This is a genomic window from Humibacillus sp. DSM 29435 (genome assembly GCF_001758225.1).
In the GTDB taxonomy this organism is placed as follows: domain Bacteria; phylum Actinomycetota; class Actinomycetes; order Actinomycetales; family Dermatophilaceae; genus DSM-29435.
The window spans coordinates 1-25,692 of record NZ_MAST01000005.1 but is presented as its reverse complement, the minus strand read 5'-3'; the positions used below and the strand labels follow the sequence as shown (position 1 = coordinate 25,692).

The following is a 25,692-nucleotide window of genomic DNA, read 5'->3' as shown; positions in this document are numbered from 1 at the left end:
CGGCGGTTCTACGCGCGAGCGCTTCTGCGCGTGCTCCTGAACAGCAGGATCGCGAACACGCCAGAGCAGAGCAGCAGGACGGCCCCGATCCACGCTCGACCAGACCACGACCACGCCACACCGCTGTCGTCGAACTGAAAACTGAGGGCACCGCCGAGAAAGAGCACGGTTGAAAGGAAGAACGGGGAGCGTGTCACGTTCATCGGAGTCTCCTTGCCAGGCAGCACCCTCTCAGCGTAGACCCGTCTCCGCCGAAAAGCGCTCGCGTGTATGATCGACCAATGGCGATGCCAATGGTCGATGGCGATGAAACGGTCACTCGCGACGATGTCGGTAAGGAAGACGCTGCCGTTCGCGCCGCGGTCTGCCTATTCAACGGGTTCAGCGACCGGTCGCGTCTGACGATCGTGCAGCATCTTGCCTTGGGCGAGCACCGGGTGGTCGACCTCACCCGGCACCTGGGCCTCGCCCAGTCGACCGTGAGCAAGCACCTGGCCTGCCTGCTCGACTGCGGCATCGTCACCGTCCGCGCCGAAGGACGGGCGTCGGTCTACGCACTCGCCCATCCGGAGGCGACGCTCGACCTGCTCGGGGCGGCGGAGCGGCTGCTCGCCCTGACCGGAGACGCCGTGGCCCTGTGCCCCCGCTACGGAACGGCGGTGACCCCGTGAGCACGGGTCCCGTCGCCGGCACCGGCACCGGCACCGCCGCCACCCCGACGCCCCAGCGGCGTCGTCAGCTCGCGCGTCGCGCCCAGCAGCTCGCTGGTGCGTCTGTCGCCTACAACGTGCTCGAGGCTGTCGTCGCGATCACGGCCGGGGCGGCGGCATCCTCGATCGCTCTGGTCGGGTTCGGCCTCGACTCCCTGGTCGAGGTGGGTAGCGGCCTGGTGATCCTGTGGCAGTTTCGTCATGCGATGCCCGAGACGCGAGAGAAGCAGGCGCTGCGGTACATCGCGATCTCGTTCTTCGCCCTCTCCGGCTACGTGACCTTCGAGTCCGTTCGGTCACTGCTCGGGGCCGACGAGGCAACCCCCACCGGGCTCGGGGTCGGTATCGCCGTCGCGTCGCTCGTCATCATGCCGTTCCTGTCGTGGGCGCAGCGGCGTACCGGCCGCGAGCTGGGTTCGGGCAGCGTCGTGGCCGACTCTAAGCAGACCCTGCTCTGCACGTACCTCTCGGCCGTGCTGCTGCTCGGGCTGCTGGCCAACTCCCTCTTCGGCTGGCACTGGGCCGACCCCCTCGCCGGCCTGGTCATTGCGGTCGTGGCCGTTCGTGAGGGGATCGCAGCCTGGCGCGGCGAGGGCTGCGGCTGTGGTGCGGTCGAGGGGAGCTGCTGATGGCCGCGCACGCTCACTCCCACGGCGCCAGCGAGCTGGCCGACCACCGAGGGCGCCTCGCGACCGTGCTCGGTATTACTGTCGTCGTGCTCATCGTCGAGGTCGTCGGGGCTGTCGTCTCGGGCAGCCTGGCCCTGCTCGCGGACGCCGGCCACATGCTCACCGACGTCGCCGGGCTCACGCTGGGGCTGGTCGCGGCCGTGCTGTCGCGACGACCGGCGACAGAGCAGAGAACCTGGGGCTACCGCCGCGCGGAGGTGCTCGGGGCAGCCGCTCAGGCCGCTGTGCTTCTGGCGGTCGGCATCTTCATCCTCATCGAGGGCGTACGCCGTCTCTTCGACCCGCCCGAGGTGGTGCCCGGCGTGATGGTCGTCTTCGGGGTGGTCGGGCTCGTCGGCAACATCGTCGGCCTGCTCGTGCTTGCCGGCGGCCGCGGTGACAACCTCAACATGCGCGCGGCCTTTCTCGAGGTCGTCAACGACGCGCTGGGCTCGGTGGCGGTGCTCGTGTCGGCGGGCGTCATCGCCCTGACCGGGTGGCTGCGCGCCGACGCTCTGGCGTCGCTGGTGATCGGCATCCTCATCGTTCCTCGCACCATCCGGCTCCTGCGCGAGTCGATCGACGTGCTGATGGAGTCGACCCCGGAGGGTCTCGACATCGGTCTGGTGAGAGACCACATGATGGCGCTACCCCATGTGCACGACGTCCATGACCTGCACGCCAGCCAGGTGGCCACCGGCTTGCCGGTGCTCACGGCTCACGTCGTCGTCGACGACAGCTGCTTCCACGACGGGCACCTCGGAGAGATGCTCGACCAGCTGCAGCGGTGCATCTCCGCCGACTTCAACGTCGAGCACTCGACCATCCAGTTCGAGTCGAGCGGGCACGCCGACCACGAGCACGCCGGCCACGCCTGACGGTCCAGGTGCGGGCCGGCTGGGTCACCGGGGTTTGTGGCAGACGAAGATCGCCGTGCCGGGAAAGAGCCGGCCTCGAAGCGGCGACCAGGCGCCCCACGGCTCGTCGTGGCCCTCGGGCCACTCCGGCTCGACCAGGTCGTCGAGCACCAGGCCGGCGGCCCTGATCTCGCGGACCCGGTCACCCAGGGTGCGGTGGTGCTCGACGTAGGTGGCGCGGCCGTCGTCGTCCTGTTCGACGTAGGGCGTGCGGTCGAAGTATGACTGGTAGACGGTGAGCCCGTTCGGCCCCGGGTCGTCAGGAAAGGCCCAGCGCATCGGGTGCGTCGTGGCGAACACGAACCGACCGCCCGCACGAAGCACCCGAGCCGCCTCCCGCAGCACGACGTCGGAGTCGGCGACGAACGGCAGCACCCCGTAGGCGGTGAAGACGGTGTCGAAGCAGGAGTCGGCAAACGGCAGCATGCGGCCGTCGCACTGCACGAACGGAACCCGCGTCTCCTCGGGTACGTGCTCGTTGACCTCCACGCCGGTCGCCACCATGCCCCTCGAGAGGTCGGTCGCCACCACCGTCGCCCTTCGAGCAGAGAGCCACCGGGAGCACTGTCCAGACCCGGCGCCGATCTCGAGCATCCGGCTGCCGTTCGGGTCCCCGAGCAGGCCGGCCTCCGCCTCACGCAGCCGCTCCGGGCCCCACACGAAGTCGGTGTCGCCGAGGAACGCGCCGTGCTCGAGGTAGTAGTCGTCGGCCTCGTCGTCCCACCAGGTGCGGTTGGCGCCGGCCGTCTCCTGCGCCGAGGCGCCCCGTCGGGCGACGTGCGTGTCGTCGGGAGGTGGGCTCACGGCATCCCACCCTCTCTTTGACCCGGTGCTGACCGCGCGGATAAGATCGCTGAGCGCACTCGTGTGCGCAACCTCCGTGACCGAGCCGGGTAGCCGGCGAGGTCACACCATCCAGCGGATGCCGGGACGTCGGGCCGTGCGCCCCTCGAACTCGTGCCTCCATTATGACTGTCCACAATCGGAGTTCCTACTACATGACTGCCTACACGGTCGAAAAGACCGCGCCTGAGGTCGCTATCAACGACATCGGCACCGAAGAAGAGATCCTTGCCGCGATCGACGCGACCATCAAGGACTTCAATGACGGCGACATCGTCGAGGGTGTGATCGTCAAGGTCGACCGCGACGAGGTGCTGCTCGACATCGGCTACAAGACCGAGGGCGTCATCCCCTCGCGCGAGCTGTCGATCAAGCACGACGTCGACCCCGGCGAGATCGTCAAGGTCGGCGACGAGGTCGAGGCCCTGGTTCTCCAGAAGGAGGACAAGGAAGGCCGCCTCATCCTGTCCAAGAAGCGCGCGCAGTACGAGCGCGCCTGGGGCACGATCGAGAAGGTCAAGGAAGAAGACGGCGTCGTCACCGGCACCGTCATCGAGGTCGTCAAGGGTGGACTCATCCTCGACATCGGCCTCCGTGGCTTCCTGCCCGCCTCGCTCGTCGAGATGCGACGCGTCCGCGACCTCCAGCCGTACGTCGGCAAGGAGATCGAGGCCAAGATCATCGAGCTCGACAAGAACCGCAACAACGTGGTTCTGTCGCGGCGGGCCTGGCTCGAGCAGACGCAGTCCGAGGTGCGCACGACGTTCCTCAAGGAGCTCCAGAAGGGCCAGGTCCGCTCGGGCGTCGTGTCCTCCATCGTCAACTTCGGCGCCTTCGTCGACCTGGGCGGCGTCGACGGTCTCGTTCACGTCTCCGAGCTGTCGTGGAAGCACATCGACCACCCCTCGGAGGTCGTCGAGGTCGGCACCGAGGTCACCGTCGAGGTGCTCGATGTCGACATGGACCGCGAGCGCGTCTCCCTGTCGCTCAAGGCGACCCAGGAAGACCCGTGGCAGCACTTCGCTCGTACCCACGCCATCGGCCAGGTCGTGCCCGGAAAGGTCACCAAGCTGGTGCCGTTCGGTTCGTTCGTGCGGGTCGAAGACGGCATCGAGGGTCTGGTTCACATCTCCGAGCTGGCCGAGCGCCACGTCGAGCTGCCCGAGCAGGTCGTCAACGTCGGTGACGAGATCTTCGTCAAGGTCATCGACATCGACCTCGAGCGTCGCCGTATCTCGCTGTCGCTCAAGCAGGCGAACGACCAGGCCGTCTCTGGCTCCGAGTTCGACCCGACGCTCTACGGCATGGCCGCGGAGTACGACGAGGCGGGCAACTACAAGTACCCCGAGGGCTTCGACCCGGAGACGAACGAGTGGCTCGAGGGCTTCGACACCCAGCGCGAGAAGTGGGAGCGGCAGTACGCCGAGGCTCACTCTCGGTGGGAGGCCCACAAGGCCCAGGTCGAAGCGGCGACGAAGGCCGACGCCGAGGCTGCGTCCTCCGTCGGCAACTCGACGTCGTACTCGTCCGCGACCGGCGATGTCGCAGACTCCGGCGACGACGACGCGCCGCGCAGCACCAGCGGCAGCAGCGCCCCGGCCCCGGCCGAGGGAACGTTGGCCTCCGACGAGGCGCTCGCCGCGCTTCGTGAGAAGCTGACGGGTAACTGACCCGGCGCACCGCGCACGAGAAGCCCCGGACCTGCTGGTCCGGGGCTTCTCGCGTCTCGCCCCGGCGTGCCGGTTTCGGGTCGGGCCCGCGACACAGAAGGGTGAGGCGCAGCCACGGCCCAGATGGCTGCAGGTCGGGCGACTTGTCGGAGACTGACGCATTGTTCGCCACGCCGTCTAAACAATGACGCCCCCCTACCGCAAACATGTTGGCTCCGGCGCTAGGTTGTCGAACGTGCAGTCAACCCAGACCCAGGTGCCCGACCGGTCGGACGAGGTGACCGGCCCCCCGGCCGGAGGACCCCCACCTCCGGTCGGCGAGCCGCCCCACCGGTCCAGCGGCCGACGGTGGGAGTGGACGCTGGCGGGCCTGCTGCTGGCGCCGAACCTCGTGCTGCTCATCGTCTTCACCTACCGGCCGTTGATCGACAACTTCCGGCTCTCGTTCACCGACTGGAACATCTCCTCTCCCACCATCAGCTGGGTCGGCTTCTCCAACTACATCGAGTGGTTCACCCGAGACGACACCAAGACCGTGGTGCTCAACACCGTGATCTTCACGGTCGCCACCGTCGGGATCTCCATGTCGCTCGGCCTGCTGTTGGCCCTGCTGCTCGACCAGCGCCTCAAGGGTCGAAACCTCGTTCGGTCTGCGATCTTCGCCCCGTTCGTCATCTCTGGAGCGGCCATCGGAATCGCCTTCCAGTTCGTCTTCGACCCCAGCTTCGGGCTGGTGCAAGACGTGCTCGCCCGGCTCGGCATCGCGAGCCCCGACTTCTACCAGCAGTCGAACTGGGCCTTGTTCATGGTCACGGTGACCTACATCTGGAAGAACCTGGGCTACTCGTTCGTCATCTACCTCGCTGCCCTCCAGGGCCGTCGGGCCGACCTTGACGAAGCGGCGGAGATCGACGGCGCCTCGTCGTGGACCCGGTTCCGTCGGGTGCTCATGCCGCAGCTACGGCCGACGACGTTCTTCCTGTCGATCACCGTGCTGCTCAGCTCGGTGCAGGTCTTCGACATCATCTACGCCATGACCCGAGGCGGCCCGGTCGGCAACGGCACCACCACCCTGGTCTTCCAGGTCTACCAGGAGACGTTCGTCAACCAGCGGGCCGGCTACGGCGCCACCGTCGCCACCGTGATGTTCCTGGTGCTGCTCGTCGTCACGGTCTTTCAGGTTCGGGTCATGGACAAGGGGAGCAGGAAATGAGCGCGCCCGCCATCGTCGGCACCATCGACGAACCGCCCACTGCGCCACCGTCACGGCGCGAGCGTCGAGCCGACCAGAACCGGTCTGAGTCGTCGTCGCACAACCGGGGCCCGCTCATGACGACGGCCGGCTACGTGGGCATGACGGTGGCCCTGCTGATCGTCGCGGTGCCGCTGTTCTGGATCATCATCACCTCGTTCAAGGAACGCGGCGACATCTACGTCCGTCCGGCGCAGTGGTGGCCCAACCCCGCGACCACCGAGAACTACCACGACGTCACCACCCGCATCCCGTTCTCGAACTACTTCCGCAACTCGCTGATCATCACCGGCGTCACCTCGACGGTGAAGATCGTGCTCGGGGTGATCAGCGCCTACGCCCTGTCGCTGCTGCGCTTCCCCGGTCGCGGCATCGTCTTCCTCGTCGTCATCGCCGCCCTGATGGTGCCCAACCAGATCACCGTCATCTCGAACTATGCCCTCGTGGCCCAGCTCGGCTGGCGGAACACCTACCAGGGCATCATCATCCCGCTGGCCGGCGTCGCTTTCGGCACCTTCCTCATGCGCAACCAGTTTCTGAGCCTGCCGGGCGAGATCATCGAGGCCGCGAGGCTCGACGGAGCCGGGCCGCTCAAGCTGCTCTGGAAAGTCGTGCTGCCGATGTCGTGGCCGACCCTCGTGGCCTTCTCGCTCATCACCGTCGTCAACGAGTGGAACGAGTACCTCTGGCCGTTCCTGATGTCTGACGACGAACGCGTGGCTCCGTTGCCGGTCGGGCTGACCCAGCTGCAGAACAACGACGGAGTCACCAACTGGGGGCCGGTGATGGCCGGCACGGTCCTGGCGATGGTCCCCATTCTTGTGTTGTTCCTCGTGCTGCAGCGACAGATGATCAAGGGACTCACCGCAGGAGCTCTCAAGGGCTGAGCGCCCAACCCCCACTTCACCCAAACACACGGAAGGCACCACACCATGAACGATGTCACTCGCCGCGGCTTCCTCGGCGGTCTGGCCGGCGTCGCAGGAGTCGCCGGTCTCGCAGCCTGCGCCGGAGGCAGCACGGCACCAGCCTCCGGCGGAGGCGGTGGCCAGGCCGGCACCGCCGGGCAGATCGAGTTCTGGAGCAACCACCCTGGCACGTCCAAGCCGGTCGAACAGGCGATCATCAAGAAGTTCGAGGCCGCCAACACCGGTCTCAAGGTCAAGCTCGTCGACGCGGGCCAGAACTACGAAGAGGTGGCGCAGAAGTTCAACGCGGCTCTGGCCGGTGGCCAGCTGCCCGATGTCGTCGTGGCCTCCGACGTGACGTGGTTCAACTTCGCCCTGAACAAGCAGATCACGCCGATCGACGACCTGCTCGCCACGGCGAAGGTCGACACGTCCGACTACGTCGATGCCCTCTTCAACGACTACAACTTCAGCGACAAGCACTACGCCCTTCCCTACGCGCGGTCCACCCCGCTCTTCTACTACAACAAGGACCTGTGGAAGAAGGCCGGTCTCGAGGACCGCGGCCCCAAGGACTGGGACGAGTTCAAGGCCTGGGCGCCGAAGATCAAGGCCGCCCTGGGCAACGGCCAGGTGGCTCTCGAGATGGCTGACGGCTCGAACTACCTCGACTGGTACTTCCAGAACATGGCCTGGACCTTCGGTGGCGGCTACTCCAAGGAATGGACGCCGACCTTCTCTGACCCCAACACGATCAAGGCGGGGCAGTTCCTGCAGGGGCTGGCCAAGGACGGCACCGTGAAGTTCAACAAGTCCCCGGAGGCCGACTTCAGTGCCGGCCTTGCGGCCTGCATCATGCAGTCGACCGGGTCGTTGGGCGGAATCACCAAGGACGCCAAGTTCGACGTGGGCACGGCCTTCCTGCCCGGTGACGGCAACTGCCCGACCGGTGGCGCGGGGGTGGCCATCCCGATGAACATCAGCGACGAGCGCAAGGCCAACGCGTTGAAGTTCATCGCGTTCCTGACCAACGCCGAGAACACCGTGACCTTCACCCAGGCCACCGGCTACATGCCCGTGCGCAAGTCGGCCGTCGACCTCCCGGCCGAGAAGGCGTTCCTCGAGAAGAACCCCAACGCCAAGACCGCGATCGACCAGCTGGCCAAGACCCGCTCGCAGGACAACGCGCGGGTGCTGTTGCCCGGTGGTGGCGCCCGCATCGGCAAGGGCCTCGACCAGGTCGCCCAGGGCCAGGACGTCGCGACCGTGTTCAAGGGTCTCGACCAGCAGAGCCAGCAGGTCTTCGACTCGCAGGTCAAGAGCAAGCTGCCCAGCTGACGCCGTACCACCACCTGATCGCACCATCGGCCGGGATGCCGCTGGGCCGGCTCGCACAGAGCCGGTCCACGGCGTCCCGGCCAGGACCACCCGCGGAAGGGACCACCATGGCAACTGTCTACTTCGACGAGGCGACCCGCCGGTTCGCCGGACACGACAAGTCGGCTGTCGACTCGATCACTCTCGACATCGCCGACGGCGAGTTCCTCGTGCTGGTCGGCCCGTCCGGCTGCGGCAAGTCGACCACGCTGCGGATGCTGGCCGGGCTGGAACCGATCAACGGCGGACGGATCCTGGTCGACGGGCACGACCAGCAGGGTGTGCGACCCCGCGACCGCGACATCGCGATGGTCTTCCAGAGCTACGCGCTCTACCCGAACATGACGGCGGCGCAGAACATGGCCTTCGCCCTCGACAACGCCAAGGTCAGCAAGTCAGAGACCAAGTCGCGGGTGGCGGAGGCCGCGAAGATCCTCGAGCTCGACGAGCTGCTCGACCGCAAGCCGGGCTCTTTGTCGGGAGGTCAGCGCCAACGTGTCGCCATGGGCCGCGCCATCGTGCGCAACCCCAAGGTCTTCTGCATGGACGAACCGTTGTCGAACCTCGACGCGAAGCTGCGCGTCTCGACCCGTTCTCAGATCGCGGGCCTCCAGCGCCGCCTCGGCATCACCACGGTCTACGTCACCCACGACCAGGTCGAGGCGATGACCATGGGCCATCGGGTGGCCGTGCTGCGCGACGGTCGGCTGCAGCAGGTCGACACCCCCGAGCGGCTCTACGACCACCCGGTCAACACGTTCGTGGCCTCCTTCATCGGTTCGCCCTCGATCACGCTCGTGGAGTCGAAGGTCGAACAGGGGGTGGCCTCGGTGCACGGACTGGCGGTGCCGCTCCAGCGCGACGTGGCCGCCCGTGCGGGCGGCTCCGTGGTTGTCGGTTTCCGGCCCGAGTCGTGGCGCATCGTCGGGGCGGGCGACGGCGCGGGCGACGGCGCTAGGAGCGAGACGGGCGTCGAGTCGCTGGCCATCTCCGTCGACCTCGTCGAGTCGCTCGGCTCCGAGTCGTTCGTCTACGGTCGCCCGGTCGGTGCCGAGGAGGCCAGCCGGGTGACCGTCCGCCTCGAGAAGCGCACCCACCTGCGCGTGGGCGACGTGGTGAACGTCGTTCCGAACCAGGGCGAGGTGCACGTCTTCGACGCGAGCACAGGCGACCGCATCAGTGACTGAGGCGACGACGGCACCCACGCCCTTGACACCGTCACCTCGCCCGGGCCCGTGGGCCGGTGGGCGGATGGACATCGAGGGTCACCGGGGGGCACGTGGTCTCGTGGTCGAGAACACGCTGCCGAGCATGGCCGCTGCCCTCGACGCGGGGGTCACGGGTATCGAGATCGACGTGCGCATGACCGCCGACGGCCAGCTCGTCGTGTGGCACGACCCGGTGCTGCTGCCGGAGAAATGTCGGGCCCCCCGGGGCGGTCTCGTCGGGGCCAGAGTCGACGAGCTGACGCTCGACCAGCTGCGCACCGTCGACGTGGGCAGCCAGACCCTGCCCGAGTTCGCGACCCAGCGCGCGGCCCCCGGGGCTCAGATCGCGACGTTGGCCGAGGTGATCGCCCTCGGTGAGCACCGTTCGTCGCAGCTGTGGTGGACCATCGAGGTCAAGCTCGACCCGACCGACGAGCGCCAGGTGGCGCGTCGTGAGCGCCTGGTGGAGGCCACCCTGGCCGCGGTCCACGAGGTGGGCGTCGAGCGTCGCTGCTTCCTGCACTCCTTCGACTGGGCCGTGCTCGACCTCGCCCGTGAGCTCGCTCCCGACGTGCTTCGTTCGGCGTTGACGCAGGCCCGGCACTTCTCGACCGGAAGCCCCTGGACCGGCAGCGTCGACCCTGCCGAGCACGGCGAAGACGTCATCGCCGGGGTGGCGGCCATCGGTGCGAGTGTCGTCAGCCCTGACTTCGCCCTGGTGGATGCCGATCTCGTGCGACGCGCCCACGATCTCGACATCAGCGTGCTGACGTGGACCGTCAACGAACCCGACGACCTGGTCAGGATGATGGAGCTCGGCGTCGACGGCATCGTGACCGACTACCCCGACCTGGCCGTGGAGCTGGTGGCGGCGAGGTCGCGAGGTGATGCACCCGGGAATGCGCCCGGGGATGCGTTTCAGGGGCGATGACGAGGTCGGGAGACGGCCTGTCACCTTCTGGCTACCAAGGGGGGCCGGGCCTTGCGGCCCGGCCCCCCTTGGTACTCGGCGCAGATGTGATCAGGAACGAGTGCAAGACTGGCGGATGGAGCCCCTGACTCTCCACCCATTCGATTGAACATCGTTCCAGCGAACCTATCGTCCAGTGAGGGAGGCTGCGTGTCAACCGGACGCGCCTACGACAACTCCTCGCGGGTCGAGGCGGCCCGGCTGACGCGGCGCCGGATCATCGAGGCGGCCTGCGAGATGCTGCTGCTGCAGGGCTATCACGCCACGTCGGTGAACGAGCTGGCGGCCGCTGCAGGCGTGAGCGCCCAGACGGTCTACAACGCCATCGGTGGCAAGGCGCAGGTGGTCAAGGCCGTCTACGACGTACTGCTGGTGGGCGACGACGACCCGGTGGCCATGCCCGACCGGCCCGAGTTCCGGGCCATGTCGTTGGCTCCTGACCGCGAGTCCTTCCTGCAGGCCTACGCCGCCCTGTGCGCCACGATCTACCGGCGCACCGGCGCGCTGCTCGGGGTGCTGCTCGCGCAGGGCGCCGGGGGTGACCCGGGTCTGCGTGACTTCGTCGCGACCATCGACCGTGAGCGGCGGGTCGGCAACACCAACGTGCTCGCTGCTCTGGAGCAGGCGCATGGCCTCGACGGGCAGATCGACAAGGAGGCCCTGACCGACATCCTCTGGACGATCACGGCGCCGGAGATCTACGACCGGTTCGTGCGCCGCTGCGGCTGGAGCCATGAGCAGTACACGGCGTGGTTGGGGGAGGCGTTCATCGCGACCTTCGAGCGGGCGGCGGTGTTCGAGCCCGACCCCCAGTGCCTTGGCCCGGCATCCGCCGGCTAGTCACGCGCCGGGCTCCACCGAGACCATCAGAGGTGTAAGACTCGAGGCATGCCCCGTGCCATCGCCACCACCACCGACGTCGACCGTGACGACATGCTCGCCTTCGTGCGGCCTCGACACGACATGGTGCTCGTGACCTCCCGTCGTGATGGGCGCCCTCAGATGTCGCCGGTGAGCGGTGGCGTTGATGACCAGGGCCGCATCGTCATCTCGACCTACCCTGAGCGAGCCAAGACGACCAATGCCCGTCGACGACCCCAGGTCAGCGTGATGGTGCTCTCCGACGACTTCGGCGGGGCCTGGTTGCAGGTCGACGGCGACTGCGAGGTGCTCGACCTCCCCGACTCCGTCGAGCCGCTCGTCGACTACTTCCGTTCCATCTCGGGTGAGCACCCCGACTGGGACGAGTACCGTCAGGCGATGCGTGACCAGGGCAAGTCGCTGCTGCGCGTCACTCCCACACGGTGGGGGCCGATCGCCACCGGTGGCTTCCCGGCGCGCCTCGCCGAGAGCTGAACCGTGCTGCGGGTGGGGGTGACCGGCGGTATCGGGTCGGGCAAGTCGACGGTCTCGCGCCGGCTCGCCGACCTGGGGGCGTTCGTCATCGACGCCGACGAGGTGGCCCGCGAGGTGGTCGAGCCGGGGGAGCGAGCGCTCGACAAGATCCGTAACCGCTTCGGCGAGAAGGTGATCCGAGCTGACGGAACTCTCGATCGGGCCGGCTTGGCCGCGATCGTCTTCGGTGACCCCGCCGCCCTGGCCGCTCTCGACCAGATCACCGGGCCGCCCATCGCAGAACGGGTCGAGCAGCTGCGTCGCACCGTGGGTGCGGATGCCGTGTCGGTCTACGACATGCCGCTGCTCGTCGAACGAGGGCTGTGGGTGCACGAGCACGTCACGGTCGTGGTGGAGGTCGACGCCGAGACCCGCGTGCGGCGCCTCGTCGACAAGCGGGGTCTCGACGCAGCAGACGCGCGTCGCCGGATCGCGGCTCAGGCGAGCGACGAGCAACGCCGCACGGTGGCCGACGTCGTGCTCGACAACCACGCCACCCCAGCGGTGTTGGCGTCGGCGGTCGACGACCTCTGGCACACCCGGCTCGCGCCGTGGAACGACAACCTGCTCGCCGGTCGTCGATCGAGACGACCGGATCACCACGCGGTGGTGGATCCGCGCCCCGACTGGGAGGCCAGGGGCGAGCGGGTCGTCGCCAAGCTGGCCGCCGCCCTCGCGGTCGACCCCGGCGTCACGGAGGTCTCGCACATCGGCTCCACCTCGGTGCCGGGCCTCATCGCCAAAGATGTCATCGACGTGCAGATCGGCGTGCGCTCCCTCGTTCACGCCGACGCCGCCGCCTTTCAGGCAGCCGTGACTGACGCCGGCTACGTGCTGACTCCCGACAACACGGCTGACCGTCCCAAGCCGGGAACCGACCCTGCCGGCTGGGGCAAACGTTTCTACGGGGGCTGCGACCCGGGCCAGGTCGTACACGTCCATGTGCGCGAACGTGGCTCTCCCGGTTGGCGCTTCGCCCTGCTCTTTCGAGACTGGCTGCGCGCGACACCGGCCGAACGCGAGGCCTACGCGGCCGAGAAGCGGCGGCTGCTGGCCGTCGACGCCTCGACCGATGTGTACGCCGAGGCCAAGGAGCCGTGGTTCGACTCGGCCTATCGCCGGGCTGACCGCTGGGCGGGCCACACCGGCTGGGCTCCGCGCTGAACGGGCGCGTGCCCTGCATCTGCGCGCCCCACTCTGTCGTGCTCAGCCGCGGCTGGCCGGCATCCGCTGGGGTCGGCACGGCGTACCGAAGGCTGATGTGGTGTGGTGGGTGTCATGCGCGGTGAGTACAAGGTCGTCGGTGGCAAGCTCGTAGCGGTCGAGCTGGAGGTGGTAGCCGGGCGCCTCGCGAAGGTCAGTGTGTCGGGCGACTTCTTCCTCGAGCCCGACGAGGCCCTCGACGATGTCAACGCCGCCCTGACCGGTATGCCGGCTGATGCGGGGGTGGACCAGCTTGCGGCAGCGGTCACTGGCGCCGTCGACGACGGCGTGGCCTTCATCGGTTTCTCGCCCGAGGCCATCGGCATCGCGGTGCGCCGGGCCCTCGGCAAGGCGACCGGGTGGCACGACCACGAGTTCGACCTCATTCCGGCCCAGGTGCTCGACCCCGCCATGCACGTCGCCCTCGACGAGGTGATCGCCCGGGAGGTGGCGGCCGGCGACCGCCCGCCGACCCTGAGGTTCTGGGACTGGGACAGCCCGCTCGTGGTCATCGGGTCGTTCCAGTCGGTGAAGAACGAGGTCGACCCCGAGGGAGCGGCGCGCCACCACATCAACGTGGTGCGACGGGTGTCCGGCGGTGGCGCCATGTTCATGGAACCGGGCAACTGCATCACCTACTCCCTTGTGGTGCCCACCTCCCTCGTCGAGGGGCTCAGCTTCGAGCGGTCGTACTCCTTCCTCGACGAGTGGGTCATCGGGGCACTGGCCGACGTCGGGGTCAAGGCGCACTTCGTGCCCCTCAACGACATCGCCTCGGAGAAGGGCAAGATCGGGGGCGCGGCGCAGAAGCGGTTCGCCGCGGGCGCCGTGCTGCACCACGTGACCATGAGCTACGACATCGACGCCGACAAGATGCTCGAGGTGCTGCGCATCGGTCGAGAGAAGATGAGCGACAAGGGCACCAAGTCGGCCAACAAGCGGGTCGACCCGATGCGTTCGCAGACCGGCATGACCCGAGCTGCGATCCTCGAGAGCTTCGCGGCCTCCTTTGCCCGCCGCTACCGCTGCACGACGTCGGCGTACACGCCCGACGAGCTCGAAGCGGCCACGGTGCTCGTCGAGACGAAGTTCTCGACCCCGGAGTGGACCTACCGCGTGCCCTGATGCCGAACGGTTCGCCGAGTGCTGACGCGAAGTGAGCCCGGACACGCCGGGGCCCCACGCCTGGTCGGATGACGCACTGAAGTGCCCTAGCGTGAGGCCATGGCGTTGACGCGCAGAGTCGCTGCGCTGGTGCTGGCCGCCGTCGTCGCGACCGACGTGGTGGTCGCGGCGTGTGCGCAACCGGCGGGGCGGATGCCGTCTGCGACGCCCGGCGTCTCACGTGCACCGAGCGCGCCGACGACGCCGACGACGCAGACGACGCGCGCATCCGTCGGGCCGTCGAGCCCGGCTTCCACCCGGCCGCTGGTCGGAGGCTCGAACGGGCCGGCCGCAGGGCTGCCCGATCGGATCACACTCGCCTTCGCCGGTGACGTGCACTTCGAGCGCCGGCTGAGCCGGCTGGTCACCGACTCTGCGCCCCTCGACGCCGCGTTGAGAGACACGCTGGGGAGGGCCGACTTCGCCATGGTCAACCTCGAGACCGCGCTCGGTGAGGGTGGCGCACCGCTGCCGGGCAAGAAGTACACGTTCCGCGCGCCGGCCGCCGGCCTGTCGACCCTCGCAGGGGTCGGCGTCGACGCCGTGAGCATGGCGAACAACCACGCCGCCGACTTCGGCAACGCCGTGTTCGCCCAGACTCTCGACGCCCGGCGACGCGCGCCGATCCCGATCGTGGGCATCGGACGTGACGAGACAGAGGCCTTCGCGCCGTTGCGGATCAACGTCCGGGGCGTCAAGGTCGCGGTGCTCGCGTCGTCACAGATCCGTGACGAGACCTCGTTGCAGCACGCGGCGGGGCCGAGCACCCCCGGCATCGCGACCAACCTCGACTCGGGCCGGCTGCAGCGGGCCGTGCGTCAGGCGGCGGCCACGAGCGACCTCGTCGTCGTGATGCTGCACTGGGGCACGCAGTACACCGACTGTGCCGACCAACGGCAGCGCGAGACGGCCCGGTTGCTCGCGGCCGACGGTGCCGACGTCATCGTGGGCGCTCACGCCCACCGGCCGCAGGGCGGTGGCTGGTTCGGCCCGGATCAGGCCGCCTACGTCGCCTACGGCCTTGGAAACTTCGTCTGGTACAACAACGAGGGCGCGTCGGCCGAGACCGGCGTGCTGACCCTGACCGTCGACGCGGCCGCGGCCCGGGCGGGCGGCCGTGGAGACGGCCCTCGCGCGCGGCCCCTCGTCGTCGGCCAGCAGTGGTCGCCGATGCTCATCGGCGACGACGGTGTGCCTCGCCCACCGGCCGCTGCTGCGACCCGGGCCCGCCTCGACGGGGCGTGGGACACGGCCACCCGGTGTGCGGGCCTCGACGACCGACGCGGTTGAGCGGCATCCACCGGCGTTGACGGTGTCGACGGCGCCGACGGCTCCCTCGGAATGGGTGCTGTCGGTGCTCGGACGTACGGTTGTCCTATGCGTCCGACAACCGACCTACAGCGCACAGTGGCACCGTTCGAGGTGATCTCCGAGTACACGCCCAGCGGAGACCAGCCGACGGCTATCACCGAGCTCGCCAAGCGGGTCAAGGCGGGCGAGACCGACACGGTGCTGCTCGGCGCCACGGGTACCGGCAAGTCGGCCACCACCGCGTGGCTCATCGAGCAGGTGCAACGCCCGACGCTCGTCATGGCGCCGAACAAGACCCTCGCGGCGCAGCTGGCCAACGAGTTCCGCGAGCTGCTGCCCAACAACGCCGTCGAGTACTTCGTCAGCTACTACGACTACTACCAGCCCGAGGCGTACATCCCGCAGACCGACACCTACATCGAGAAGGACAGCTCGGTCAACGACGAGGTCGAGCGGTTGCGTCACTCTGCGACCAACTCGCTGCTCACCCGTCGTGACGTCATCGTGGTGGCCTCGGTGTCGTGCATCTACGGCCTCGGCACGCCCCAGGAGTACGTCGACCGGATGGCGCGGCTCAAGATCGGCCAGCAGATCGTGCGCGATGACCTGCTGCGGCGCTTCGTCGCGATGCAGTACACCCGCAACGACCTGGCCTTCACCCGCGGCACCTTCCGGGTGCGCGGTGACACGGTCGAGATCATCCCGGTCTACGAAGAGCTCGCGATCCGCATCGAGTTCTTCGGTGACGAGATCGAACGCATCTACACCCTGCACCCGGTGACGGGCGAGGTCGTCAACGAGGAGACGGAGATGTACGTCTTCCCCGCCTCCCACTACGTGGCCGGCCCGGAACGCATGGAGCGAGCGATCCGCGGCATCGAGCTCGAGCTGGCCGACCAGCTGGCCCTCTTCGAGAAGCAGGGCAAGCTGCTCGAGGCTCAGCGGCTGCGCATGCGCACCACGTACGACCTCGAGATGATGCGCCAGGTCGGCTTCTGCAACGGTATCGAGAACTACAGCCGCCACATCGACGGCCGCACCCAGGGCTCGGCCCCGAACTGCCTGATCGACTACTTCCCCGAAGACTTCCTGCTCGTGCTCGACGAGTCGCACCAGACCGTGCCGCAGATCGGCGCGATGTACGAGGGCGACATGTCGCGCAAGCGAATGCTCGTCGACCACGGCTTCCGGCTGCCCAGCGCCATGGACAACCGGCCGCTGAAATGGGAGGAGTTCCTCGAGCGCACCGAACAGACCGTCTACCTCTCGGCCACGCCTGGGGCCTACGAGCTGGCCAAGTCGGGCCCACCCGTCGAGCAGATCATCCGACCCACCGGCCTGGTCGACCCCGAGATCGTGCTCAAGCCCACCAAGGGCCAGATCGACGACCTCATGCACGAGATCCAGGAGCGCACCGCGCGCAACGAGCGCGTGCTGGTCACGACGCTGACCAAGAAGATGGCCGAAGACCTCACCGACTACCTCCTCGACAAGGGCATCCGGGTTCGCTATCTGCACAGCGACATCGACACCCTGCGCCGGGTCGAGCTGTTGCGCGAGCTGCGCCAGGGCGTCTTCGACGTGCTCGTCGGTATCAACCTGCTGCGCGAAGGCCTCGACCTGCCCGAGGTCTCCCTCGTCTCGATCCTCGACGCCGACAAGGAGGGCTTTCTGCGCTCGGCGCGCAGCCTCATCCAGACGATCGGCCGCGCGGCCAGAAACGTGTCGGGGCAGGTGCACATGTACGCCGACAAGGTCACGCCGTCGATGCAGGCGGCGCTCGACGAGACGAACCGACGCCGTGAGAAGCAGGTCGCCTACAACCTCGAGCGGGGGGTCGATCCGCAGCCGCTGCGCAAGAAGATCGCCGACATCACCGACCTGCTCGACCGCGAGGACGCCGACACCCAGGAGCTGCTCGGTTCCGGTCGCATGCAGTCGCGCGGGAAGAGTGGTGGAGGTCGTGGCGCGATGGCCGCCGACGTCGGCGTGTCGGGCGGCGGGCGGTCCGGTCGCCCGGCCGACATGGCGGCTGCCGACCTCGCGGGTCTCATTCAGGAGCTGACGACCCAGATGCACCAGGCCGCCACCGAGCTGCACTTCGAGCTGGCGGCCCGGCTCCGCGACGAGATCGGCGACCTCAAGAAGGAGCTGCGTCAGATGACGGCTGCGACTCGGTGACGTCTTCCGGGTGAACCGGGGCCCTGGCAGCTAGCCTCGGCGTATGAGCGGAGCACACATCGTTGCAGCAGGAGAGTCCCTCGGAGCGATCGCCGGCAAGTACGGCCTCGCACTCGCCGACCTGGTCCGATGGAACGACATCGACGACCCGAACCTGATCAAGGTCGGGCAGAAGATCGAGCTCAGCGGTCACGAGGCCGCGCCCGAACCGCCCGCCGACGTCGTGCACACGGTCGTCGCGGGCGACACCGTCTCGCAGATCGCCGAGCGGTACGGCAAGCGGTGGATCGACATCGCCGTGGCCAACCGGCTCGACGACGTCGACCACATCGAGGTGGGCCAGAAGCTCGTCATCCCGGCGCAGGGCGTCGCTCGCTGAGCCACTTCCGCCTCGCGCGACTCGGCTCACAGAACTTGAGTACCGACGACAGGAGTGAAAGACTCAGTCGTTCACGGAGGGGAGTATCCCCACGCGGCGTGCTCGTCATCACGGAACGGATTGCCGAATCTGCTCCCGGGCCGCCGGTCTGCGTCTGTTCAGGGCGCCGGCGGGAGAGACCTCCGGTTACTGTCGCGGTGACCGGAAGGTTGTGCCCATGAATGTTCCAGCTTGGGGCTGGTTTGTCACCATCGGTGTGATGGCGGTGTTCCTCGTCGTGGACGTCTTCGTCATTGCCCGGCGACCACACGTGCCCTCCACGAGCGAGGCCACCCGACACCTGGCCTTCTTCATCGGCGCCGCGGTGCTGTTCGGGCTCTTCATCTGGTTCGAGTGGGGTGGCCAGTACGCCGGCGAGTTCTACGCCGGGTGGCTCACGGAGTACTCGCTCTCGGTCGACAACCTCTTCGTCTTCCTGCTGATCATGAGCAGCTTCAAGGTGCCACTGAAGCTTCAGCAGTCGGCGCTGATGACGGGCATTGTCATCGCCATCATCCTGCGCGGCATCTTCATCGCGCTAGGGGCTGTCGTCATCAACGCCTACGCGTGGGTGTTCTACATCTTCGGCGCCTTCCTGATCTACACGGCGTTCAAGCTCGCCACCGGCGACGGTGACGACGACGACGAGTACCACGAGAACCGGCTGCTTGTTTTCGTGGAGAAGCGCTTCCCGGCCACGAAGGAGTTCCACGGGACGAGCCTGACGATCGTCGAGAGCGGCAAGCGGCTGGTCACCCCGATGTTCATCGTCATCCTCGCCCTGGGCACCACCGACCTGTTGTTCGCCCTCGACTCGATCCCCGCGATCTACGGTCTGACCAAAGAGCCCTACCTCGTTCTGACGGCCAACATCTTCGCCCTGATGGGCCTGCGTCAGCTCTACTTCCTCATCGGTGGGCTGCTCAAGAAGCTGGTCTACCTGAGCATCGGTCTGGCCGTGCTGCTGGCGTTCATCGGCGTGAAGCTCATCCTGCACGCCCTGCACGAGAACAACCTGCCGTTCGTCAACGGAGGCCAGCCCATCGAGGGCGTTCCCGACATCCCGATCTCTGTCTCGCTCGGTGCCATCGTGCTGATCCTCGGGGCCACGACGGTGCTCAGTCTCTGGAAGAGTAAGCGTGACGGCACTCTCGGCGAGGTGACCGGCAGAACGTCGGAGCCGGATGCCGAGGGGGCACCTGCTCCTGCCTCTGAGCAGCCCGTGCACGACCCGGACAACGCGGACAACGCAAACGACCCGGACAAGGCGGACGACGCGAACGACCTGGACGGCACGACCGTCGGGGAGGTCTCCACCGACTCGTCCGGAAGCCGACCGGCCAAGACGGACTAGCCCTGGGCCTGCACCGGTCAGGTCGACCCAGGTCGGGTCAGCGCACCCGCCGCCCGGCGAGGGCGCCCACCGCCACCGGCAGCGCCATGGCGGCGAACACGGCGGCGTAGGCCGCGGTCCCACCCGCACTGCTCAGGCCAGCACTTCCGGGAGCAGCCATGCCGATGCCGGCGAAGACCACTGCCGAAAGGGCGATGGCCGTGGCCCCGCCCGCCGAGTCGCCGATCTGCAGGGCCGAGCTGACGAAGCCCTGCTCTTCGGGGTCGGCCCGTGACAACGCTTGCGCCGTCGCCCGCGGGTAGAGGGTGCCGATGCCGAACCCAGCGAGAGGGAACAGGGCGATGAGCACCCACGCCGGTGCCCCGGTGGCCACGGCCACGGCCATCAGCATCAGGGTCAGGGTCATCAGGGTGAGCGCGAACGTGGCGGTTCGACCGATCTCGAACCTTTGGTCCCATCGGCCCTGAATGCTGGAGCCGGCGAACCAGGTGACCCCGGTGACGGTGAGCGACAATCCCGCCAGGCTCGGGCTGAGGCCGTCACGGTCGGTGAGCAGTCGTGGCAGGTAGATCTCGGCGCCACTGAACCCGGCAAAGGCCAGGGCACGCAACGCGATGTCGGTGGGCAGGCCGCGGGCGAGCCGGAGGGTTCCGCGGGGCGTCAGGGGCAGCACGCTCACCCCGACGACGACCACCGCCACGGCCGCCAGGGCGATACCGCGCGCGTCAAGGTTCTCGGCCGCGGCGTTGAGCACGAGCACCCCGATGGCCAGCAGCACAGCGCAGAGCAGCGCCGCGCGGCGCCACGGTACGTCGACGACGTCCTGCGAGAGACTGGGCAGGATGCGGGCCAGCAGCATCCCGGCGCCCACGAGCACCGCGAGCGACAGCCCGAAGACCCAGCGCCAGCCGAGCGCCTGGGTGATGAGCCCGGCGATGAAGGGCCCGACCATCGAGGGAACCACCCAGGCGGCCGAGAAGCCGGCGAGGATCGCGGTGTGCAGCCGTTGTGGGTAGATGCGGGTGACGACGACATAGAGGGCGGTGCTCGTCATGCCGGCGCCGAGGCCCTGCACGACCCGCGCCGCGATGAGCACGTGCATGGTGGGGGCCAGACCGGCCCCCACCAGCCCGACGGCGAAGAGCACGAGGCCGATCACGAGCGGAGGCCGGGGCCCGCGCCGGTCGGCGAGGTTGCCCGACCACACGATGCTGACGATGCCGGCGGCCAGTGTGGCCGTGAACGCCATGGCGTAGAGCGACTCACCGTCGAGCTCACGGGCGATGGTCGGCATCACGGTGGTCAGGGCCAGCGCCTCGAACGCGTGCAGCGACACGAGCGCGACGACGCCGATGGTCGTGGCCCGCAACGCCGGCGAGAGCACCCCCCCGGCGCTGCTCTCCGCCGTCGAGGGTCTGGTCGTGGTCATGCGCCGAACGGTAGAACTTCGAGTGCGCTGGAGGTCAACCGGCAGCTGGCGGTGAGGTTCAGGAGGGCGCTCACGGGGCGGGTAGGCGGCCCGCGGCGACCAGCGTCTCGAGGCGGTCTTCTCGGAGTGCCTCCTCGACCAGCACCCGGCCGGTCTCGGAGGCGTGCACCATGTGCCCCGGGGTCACCACGATGCCGACATGGTGGACGCGGGCACCCGGGTGGGCGAAGAAGTAGAGGTCACCGCTGCGTTCAGCGCCGAGCTCGACCGGCTCGCACGCCTCCGCTTGCGCGTACGCGTCGCGCGGCACCACGATGCCGAAGCGCCGCCAGGTGTGGTGCACGAGCCCCGAGCAGTCGAGACCGAGAGGGGTGAGCCCGCCCCAGAGGTAGCGCAGGCCGAGGTGCTCACGAGCCAGCCCCAGGGCGGGGTGCTCCTGGTCGTTGTTGCGGTCACCGACCGGTTCGGACACGGGCCCGGTGGCCATCGGCCCAGCGGCATCCCGGATGCCGTCGGCTGAGGTGGTGGTCAGGTGTGCGCTCGGCACCCAGCCCGGGTAGCCGCCGTCGCTCCCTGGCGAGGGCTGCCACGGGGCGAGGATGTGTGACCACGCGCCGGTGTCGTCGGCGCCGACGACGGTGACGGGCTCGCCCTCGAGCAGCTGGGTCAGCACCCGCCCGTGCAGCCCGAGGCGTCCGCCCTCCGGGTCGGGCTGATCGTCCATCGCGGCCAGCCAGGCGGCGAGGTCGGGATCGGGGTCGACCATGGGGGCATCGACGTCACGAGCACGGTCGGGGCCGGTCCACACGGTGGTGGCCGCGACGGTCACGATGGCGGACGGGATGGCGGTCGGCATGGCGCTCGACGCAGCGAGGTCGAGGGGGCGGGTCGATGGCGAGGAGGACGACGAAGACACGCCCAACATCCTGTCACGGGCGCTCGAAGGCCGGTCTTAGGTTCGGAGGCGGTCTGTCGGGCTGGGCCAGTGCGACGCGGGGCCGGGGAGCTGCTCGCCGGCTGACCGGGCCGTGCGGCGCGGGCTCTTCCCTCCGGCGCTCTCCCGTCGTACGGTCAGGGAATGGACGAGCAGATCGGCATCGACAGCATCCAGCCGCCGCGGCTACGCCGTAGCGACGAAGACGGTGACCTCGCCGACTATCAGGGCTACCTGCACGCTCCTCGCACCTGGGAGCACGAGCGCGATCTCGAGAAGCTCTGGAACCGCAAGCACTCCTCACGCCTCGGGGTCGGGCTGTGCGTGGCCGGCAGCCCGCGCCGACACTTCATCATCACCAACGTCAGGCACAGCATCGAGTGGGCCCGGGCCGAGCTCGAGGCGCTTATCGTCGAGCTCGAGCAGACGACCGACGCCGTCGCCGGCGCAGCCACCGTCGGCCCGATCGAGCCCGCCACCGACGACCAGGTGGCGGGCAACACGACGACCTGACCGTTCGGGCCGAAGGTGGCGGTCGGTCGACCTGTCCAGTCCGAGCCAAAATGAGACTTCGACGTCGAAAAAGAGACGCGTGCGACAAACGGCTGTTTGGGCGTGACAAATGAGACGGATCTTCGACCAAGATGAGGCCGGTGACCGTGTCAACCCGACCTGAACGACTGGGACTGGCTGGGCGGGCCCCACCCTTGGCCCTCTTCGTCAACGCACTCTTCGCGGCAAATGAGGATGTTTGGGCGACCGAGTCCAGGGCGGAAACGCGCATCAGTCGAGGAGTCGCGGACGTGGTGCTCGCGACGCTGACGGTCAGAGTGACTCTCAGTTGTTCCGGTGCAGGTTTCGCGCGAAGCGCGACTGGCCCATCGTGCCGTACCAGGCCGCGCTGGCAGCGGCGACGATGGCTATGGACGCGACGGGGTGGGCGGTCAGGTTGGTGCTGGCTCCGCTGACCGGTAGGTGGGCGGCGAGCTGGGGTGCGCTCTGTTGGACGACGATGGCGGCGGCGTAGCTGCACAACCCGATGATGGGGCCGGCCAGGCGACCGAGGAACGTCGTGGCCAGCAGCGACACCGCGGCGAAGAAGGCAACGTTGCAGCTGATGTCCCACCAGCGAGCATCCGGTGGGAGGCGCCAGTGCGCGATCCAGGGAAGGGTCGCTGGAAGCAGCGCCCCGACCGCAGCGATGCTCGCTGCCCGAGCCCGGATCCTGGCCCGTCCGGGCATCTCCCAGCTAGCCAAGCCTGGACGCAGCAGCGCCGGGGTGAGGACGGCCAGCAGTACCGGGACGGCCTCCCACACGGGGGTGAAGCGTGGTGTCTTGGCCGGGTCGACACGCAACTCGAAGACGGTCACGCCCGCTAGGAGCACGAGCACCGTAGCGGCGGTCGTCAATGCCAGCCAGGCGGTAGTGTTCCGGGCGCTGAGGTAGAGCCTCCAACCGCGGATCACGGGAGGGCGCTGCTGCTCAGCTGACACGCCGCGATCTGGGGCGCGAAGCGTTCGTAGAGCTGCCGCGCCTGGATCGTGGGCAGCCGCGTGAACGTGTCCGCGACCTGGTCGGCCGTTTCGGAACGGTTCAGCGGTGCGGTGTAACCCGCTGCTTGGGTCAGCCAGGCGGTGATACCAAAAGAAACGTCGGCCTGGTCGATCGCGGCCTCGGCGGCGTCGCCGGACGCATCGCCGCGCTGGTTGCACGCTTGTTGGCCGGAGATGTAGCCGGCGACGTCGGCGGCGGCCCACCCGGCCCAGTTTCCGTCGGCTGTTTGCAGGTCCATGACGAGCACGTCCGGGGCGGTCGTTCGGCCCAGGGCCGCGTCGGAGACGCCGGTCAGCGGCACGGCCGGCTTGTCATCGACACTGGTCAGGACTTTGTCCACGGCGGTAGCCACCGCGGGCAGCAGCGTCGCCTTCGCGGTGTGCACACACACCGGGACGGAGCCGACACGAGTACACGATGCTGGTGGTCGCGCCTCGCGCACCACCGCGTCAGGACCGGCTGCGCGGGCAACGCCCCCCAGCAGCAGCGGCACCACCAGTACGGCCAGGCCCACGTAGTTGCCGACCGACCGGGTGGTGGTCCGATCGGCCACGATCCGGGCCGACGCAACGACCAACGCGAGGGCCAACGCCGTGAAGAACACCACCCGGAAGGCCGCGACGGTGCCGGTCTCGTACAGGCCGACACTGGGGGTCGAGAGCCGCAAGGGTGCGACCACCGGCCCCCACGTCTCGGCCAGCAAAATGACCGCGAAGGCGGCCGTAGCAGCGGCGATCACCGACGCCGCGCGAGGCAGCGCGCAGCCGATCAGGTAACCCACCGAGCAAAACATGAGCAGGACGGCCACCGACCCCGCCAGCACCAACCAGTCCAAGGACCCGTACGTCGCGCGTTGACCGGTCGACCACAACACCGGAGCGAGGCCTGCGGCGAACCCAGCGAGCGCCCCCGCAGTGATGACGCCCGCGTGCGCGGTGACGATGCGGGCACCGGACCGGGCCGCAGAAGGCAAGCAGAGCATGCTGCGGGGCCCGAGATAGCGCCCCGCGATCCAGGCGCACCACGCGGCCACCCAAGGCCCGGTATAGACCTGCGACTCCCGGGTAACGGCCGACACGGCTGTCCAGTCGGCGTAGGCCCAGCTCGTCACCGAGAACGTCCCCAACACCGTCAGCGCCAGAACGCCCGCGGCCATGGCCGTCAGGACCAGAATCGGCACAGGACGGGTCGCCGCCCGGGTCATGACGGCGCCTGGTCGGTGTCGCCTTCAAGGGCGTGAAGGTAACCGGCCTCCAGCGGCGTCGTCGCCTCGGTCGACCCTGCACCACCGTCTGAGCTCTGGCCGAGGGCGGCGAGCTCTGCGGTCGAGCCCAAGAACAACACCCGGCCGCGATCCATGACCGCTACCCGATCGCAGACCTGGGCCACATCCTCGAGCAAGTGACTGGACAGCAGCACGATGCGGTCGCTGGCCGCCGCGCGGATCGAGGCCCGGAACCGCAGCCGTTGTTGCGGGTCCAACCCCACCGACGGCTCGTCGAGCAGGAGCACCGGGGGCCGGTGGGCTACCGCCGCGGCCAACCCCAACCGTTGACGCTGACCCCCTGACAGGCGCCGAACACGCTCACGGGCCCGGTCGCTCAGATCGACCAAGGCCAACGCATCCTGCGCCAGGACGAAACTCTGCGCAGGGTCGGCCCCGTTGGACCACGCCGCGTACGCCACCGTGTCTTGCACGCTCATGCCGCCAGCGAGGTCGAACCGTTGCGGAAGCCACCCGATCAGCCCTCGCGCGGCGCGGCGCCCGGAGGGCGTCCCGACATCGTGGCCACCCACCCACGCCTGCCCGGCAGGAACGCGCAAAGCCGTAGCCAACACCGAGAGCAACGTCGTCTTGCCCGCCCCGTTCGGACCAAGAATGCCGACCACACCACCATCGACGGCGAACGACACATCATCCAGCGCCCGCCGGGTACCTCGAAAACCCACACTCAAACCGGTGACGACCACGCCGGAGCCAACCAGGTGCGGCGCCTCACTCAAGCCCATCCGTACATTCAAGCCCACGAGCTCGCTGAACCGAGTCAGGCCCAGCAACAGGTGCGGCGCAGAGGCCCACGCATCGATACGACCGCGCGGAGAGCGGCAGATGAGTGAATGGTCCGAGAGGGCGCGTTGCCCATCCCTGAATCATGCCGTACAGTTTTCCGTACAGGAGGACATCATGAAGACCATGAGCTACACCGAGTCCCGGGCTCGCTACG

General features: G+C 68.5%; 25 protein-coding genes. 18 read left to right on the top strand and 7 right to left on the bottom strand.

Annotation, left to right across the window (positions count from 1 at the left end):
- Nucleotides 1–8: 8 nt before the first annotated feature.
- Entirely contained in the window at nucleotides 9–203 is a 195-nt protein-coding gene (locus BA895_RS04850; RefSeq protein WP_070190778.1) for a hypothetical protein, read from the bottom strand.
- Between the two features lie 84 nt (nucleotides 204–287).
- Here BA895_RS04850 and BA895_RS04845 point away from each other — a divergent pair, with 84 nt between their 5' ends.
- From BA895_RS04845 to BA895_RS04835, 3 genes are read left to right on the top strand one after another with little or no spacing between them, the layout of a single operon-like run.
- Nucleotides 288–671, top strand: coding sequence for a metalloregulator ArsR/SmtB family transcription factor (locus tag BA895_RS04845; protein WP_083282996.1), 384 nt, complete (start codon nucleotides 288–290; stop codon nucleotides 669–671).
- The gene (locus BA895_RS04840) at nucleotides 668–1,339 is read left to right on the top strand and encodes a cation diffusion facilitator family transporter (RefSeq protein WP_070190776.1); all 672 of its coding nucleotides are present in this window, start codon (nucleotides 668–670) and stop codon (nucleotides 1,337–1,339) included. Before BA895_RS04845 ends, BA895_RS04840 begins: the two co-directional genes overlap by 4 nt.
- Nucleotides 1,339–2,256, top strand: a complete 918-nt coding sequence (locus BA895_RS04835) for a cation diffusion facilitator family transporter (RefSeq protein WP_070190775.1) — start codon at nucleotides 1,339–1,341, stop codon at nucleotides 2,254–2,256. Before BA895_RS04840 ends, BA895_RS04835 begins: the two co-directional genes overlap by 1 nt.
- Before the next feature lie 24 nt (nucleotides 2,257–2,280).
- On the opposite strand, the gene BA895_RS04830 is transcribed toward BA895_RS04835, so the two are convergent.
- Nucleotides 2,281–3,099, bottom strand: coding sequence for a class I SAM-dependent methyltransferase (locus tag BA895_RS04830; RefSeq protein ID WP_070190774.1), 819 nt, complete (start codon nucleotides 3,097–3,099; stop codon nucleotides 2,281–2,283).
- Between the two features lie 194 nt (nucleotides 3,100–3,293).
- On the opposite strand from BA895_RS04830, the gene rpsA reads away from it, so the two are divergent.
- From rpsA to BA895_RS04755, 14 genes are all read left to right on the top strand, one after another.
- Nucleotides 3,294–4,808, top strand: coding sequence for a 30S ribosomal protein S1 (gene rpsA, locus BA895_RS04825; RefSeq protein WP_070190773.1), 1,515 nt, complete (start codon nucleotides 3,294–3,296; stop codon nucleotides 4,806–4,808).
- Between the two features lie 235 nt (nucleotides 4,809–5,043).
- On the top strand, nucleotides 5,044–6,021 hold the full coding sequence (locus tag BA895_RS04820) for a carbohydrate ABC transporter permease (RefSeq protein WP_254666322.1): 978 nt from the start codon (nucleotides 5,044–5,046) through the stop codon (nucleotides 6,019–6,021).
- Entirely contained in the window at nucleotides 6,018–6,947 is a 930-nt protein-coding gene (locus BA895_RS04815; RefSeq protein ID WP_070190772.1) for a carbohydrate ABC transporter permease, read from the top strand. The genes BA895_RS04820 and BA895_RS04815 overlap by 4 nt, the downstream gene beginning before the upstream one ends.
- Nucleotides 6,948–6,992: 45 nt before the next feature.
- Entirely contained in the window at nucleotides 6,993–8,306 is a 1,314-nt protein-coding gene (locus tag BA895_RS04810; RefSeq protein ID WP_070190771.1) for an ABC transporter substrate-binding protein, read from the top strand.
- A gap of 107 nt (nucleotides 8,307–8,413) precedes the next feature.
- Entirely contained in the window at nucleotides 8,414–9,532 is a 1,119-nt protein-coding gene (locus BA895_RS04805; RefSeq protein WP_070190770.1) for an ABC transporter ATP-binding protein, read from the top strand.
- A gap of 64 nt (nucleotides 9,533–9,596) precedes the next feature.
- Complete coding sequence (locus BA895_RS04800) at nucleotides 9,597–10,484, top strand: glycerophosphodiester phosphodiesterase family protein (protein WP_070190769.1); 888 nt, start codon at nucleotides 9,597–9,599, stop codon at nucleotides 10,482–10,484.
- A 189-nt stretch (nucleotides 10,485–10,673) separates the two neighbouring features.
- Entirely contained in the window at nucleotides 10,674–11,363 is a 690-nt protein-coding gene (locus BA895_RS04795) for a TetR/AcrR family transcriptional regulator (protein ID WP_254666321.1), read from the top strand.
- A gap of 48 nt (nucleotides 11,364–11,411) precedes the next feature.
- Nucleotides 11,412–11,879 carry a PPOX class F420-dependent oxidoreductase gene (locus BA895_RS04790; RefSeq protein ID WP_070190768.1) on the top strand — a complete coding sequence of 156 codons (468 nt, stop codon included), beginning with the start codon at nucleotides 11,412–11,414 and terminating at the stop codon, nucleotides 11,877–11,879.
- A 12-nt stretch (nucleotides 11,880–11,891) separates the two neighbouring features.
- A complete protein-coding gene (gene coaE / locus BA895_RS04785; protein WP_371327691.1) occupies nucleotides 11,892–13,082 on the top strand; it encodes a dephospho-CoA kinase in 1,191 nt (396 codons plus the stop codon).
- Between the two features lie 114 nt (nucleotides 13,083–13,196).
- Entirely contained in the window at nucleotides 13,197–14,246 is a 1,050-nt protein-coding gene (locus tag BA895_RS04780) for a biotin/lipoate A/B protein ligase family protein (protein ID WP_070190849.1), read from the top strand.
- A gap of 99 nt (nucleotides 14,247–14,345) precedes the next feature.
- Nucleotides 14,346–15,575 carry a CapA family protein gene (locus BA895_RS04770; RefSeq protein ID WP_083282979.1) on the top strand — a complete coding sequence of 410 codons (1,230 nt, stop codon included), beginning with the start codon at nucleotides 14,346–14,348 and terminating at the stop codon, nucleotides 15,573–15,575.
- Between the two features lie 87 nt (nucleotides 15,576–15,662).
- Nucleotides 15,663–17,777, top strand: a complete 2,115-nt coding sequence (uvrB, locus tag BA895_RS04765; protein ID WP_070190764.1) for an excinuclease ABC subunit UvrB — start codon at nucleotides 15,663–15,665, stop codon at nucleotides 17,775–17,777.
- A 43-nt stretch (nucleotides 17,778–17,820) separates the two neighbouring features.
- Nucleotides 17,821–18,156 (top strand): LysM peptidoglycan-binding domain-containing protein, encoded by a 336-nt coding sequence (locus BA895_RS04760; RefSeq protein ID WP_070190763.1) that lies wholly within the window; start codon nucleotides 17,821–17,823, stop codon nucleotides 18,154–18,156.
- Nucleotides 18,157–18,373: 217 nt separating this feature from the next.
- Nucleotides 18,374–19,549, top strand: coding sequence for a TerC family protein (locus tag BA895_RS04755; RefSeq protein ID WP_083282978.1), 1,176 nt, complete (start codon nucleotides 18,374–18,376; stop codon nucleotides 19,547–19,549).
- 37 nt (nucleotides 19,550–19,586) lie between these two features.
- Here the strand turns inward: BA895_RS04755 and BA895_RS04750 are convergent, their stop codons facing one another.
- Both BA895_RS04750 and BA895_RS04745 read right to left on the bottom strand, forming a co-directional pair.
- Nucleotides 19,587–20,978, bottom strand: coding sequence for an MFS transporter (locus BA895_RS04750; RefSeq protein WP_070190762.1), 1,392 nt, complete (start codon nucleotides 20,976–20,978; stop codon nucleotides 19,587–19,589).
- Nucleotides 20,979–21,048: 70 nt separating this feature from the next.
- Nucleotides 21,049–21,894: a C40 family peptidase gene (locus BA895_RS04745; RefSeq protein WP_217493822.1), complete on the bottom strand. Its 846-nt coding sequence runs from the start codon at nucleotides 21,892–21,894 to the stop codon at nucleotides 21,049–21,051.
- A 162-nt stretch (nucleotides 21,895–22,056) separates the two neighbouring features.
- Here BA895_RS04745 and BA895_RS04740 point away from each other — a divergent pair, with 162 nt between their 5' ends.
- Entirely contained in the window at nucleotides 22,057–22,425 is a 369-nt protein-coding gene (locus BA895_RS04740) for a hypothetical protein (RefSeq protein WP_070190760.1), read from the top strand.
- Nucleotides 22,426–22,749: 324 nt separating this feature from the next.
- Here BA895_RS04740 and BA895_RS04735 read toward each other — a convergent pair whose 3' ends face one another.
- The 3 genes from BA895_RS04735 to BA895_RS04725 form a co-directional block, all read right to left on the bottom strand.
- Nucleotides 22,750–23,283: a hypothetical protein gene (locus BA895_RS04735; RefSeq protein ID WP_070190759.1), complete on the bottom strand. Its 534-nt coding sequence runs from the start codon at nucleotides 23,281–23,283 to the stop codon at nucleotides 22,750–22,752.
- A gap of 92 nt (nucleotides 23,284–23,375) precedes the next feature.
- Nucleotides 23,376–24,671, bottom strand: a complete 1,296-nt coding sequence (locus BA895_RS04730) for a hypothetical protein (protein WP_070190758.1) — start codon at nucleotides 24,669–24,671, stop codon at nucleotides 23,376–23,378.
- Nucleotides 24,668–25,477: an ABC transporter ATP-binding protein gene (locus BA895_RS04725; protein ID WP_070190848.1), complete on the bottom strand. Its 810-nt coding sequence runs from the start codon at nucleotides 25,475–25,477 to the stop codon at nucleotides 24,668–24,670. Before BA895_RS04725 ends, BA895_RS04730 begins: the two co-directional genes overlap by 4 nt.
- Nucleotides 25,478–25,692 lie beyond the last annotated feature (215 nt).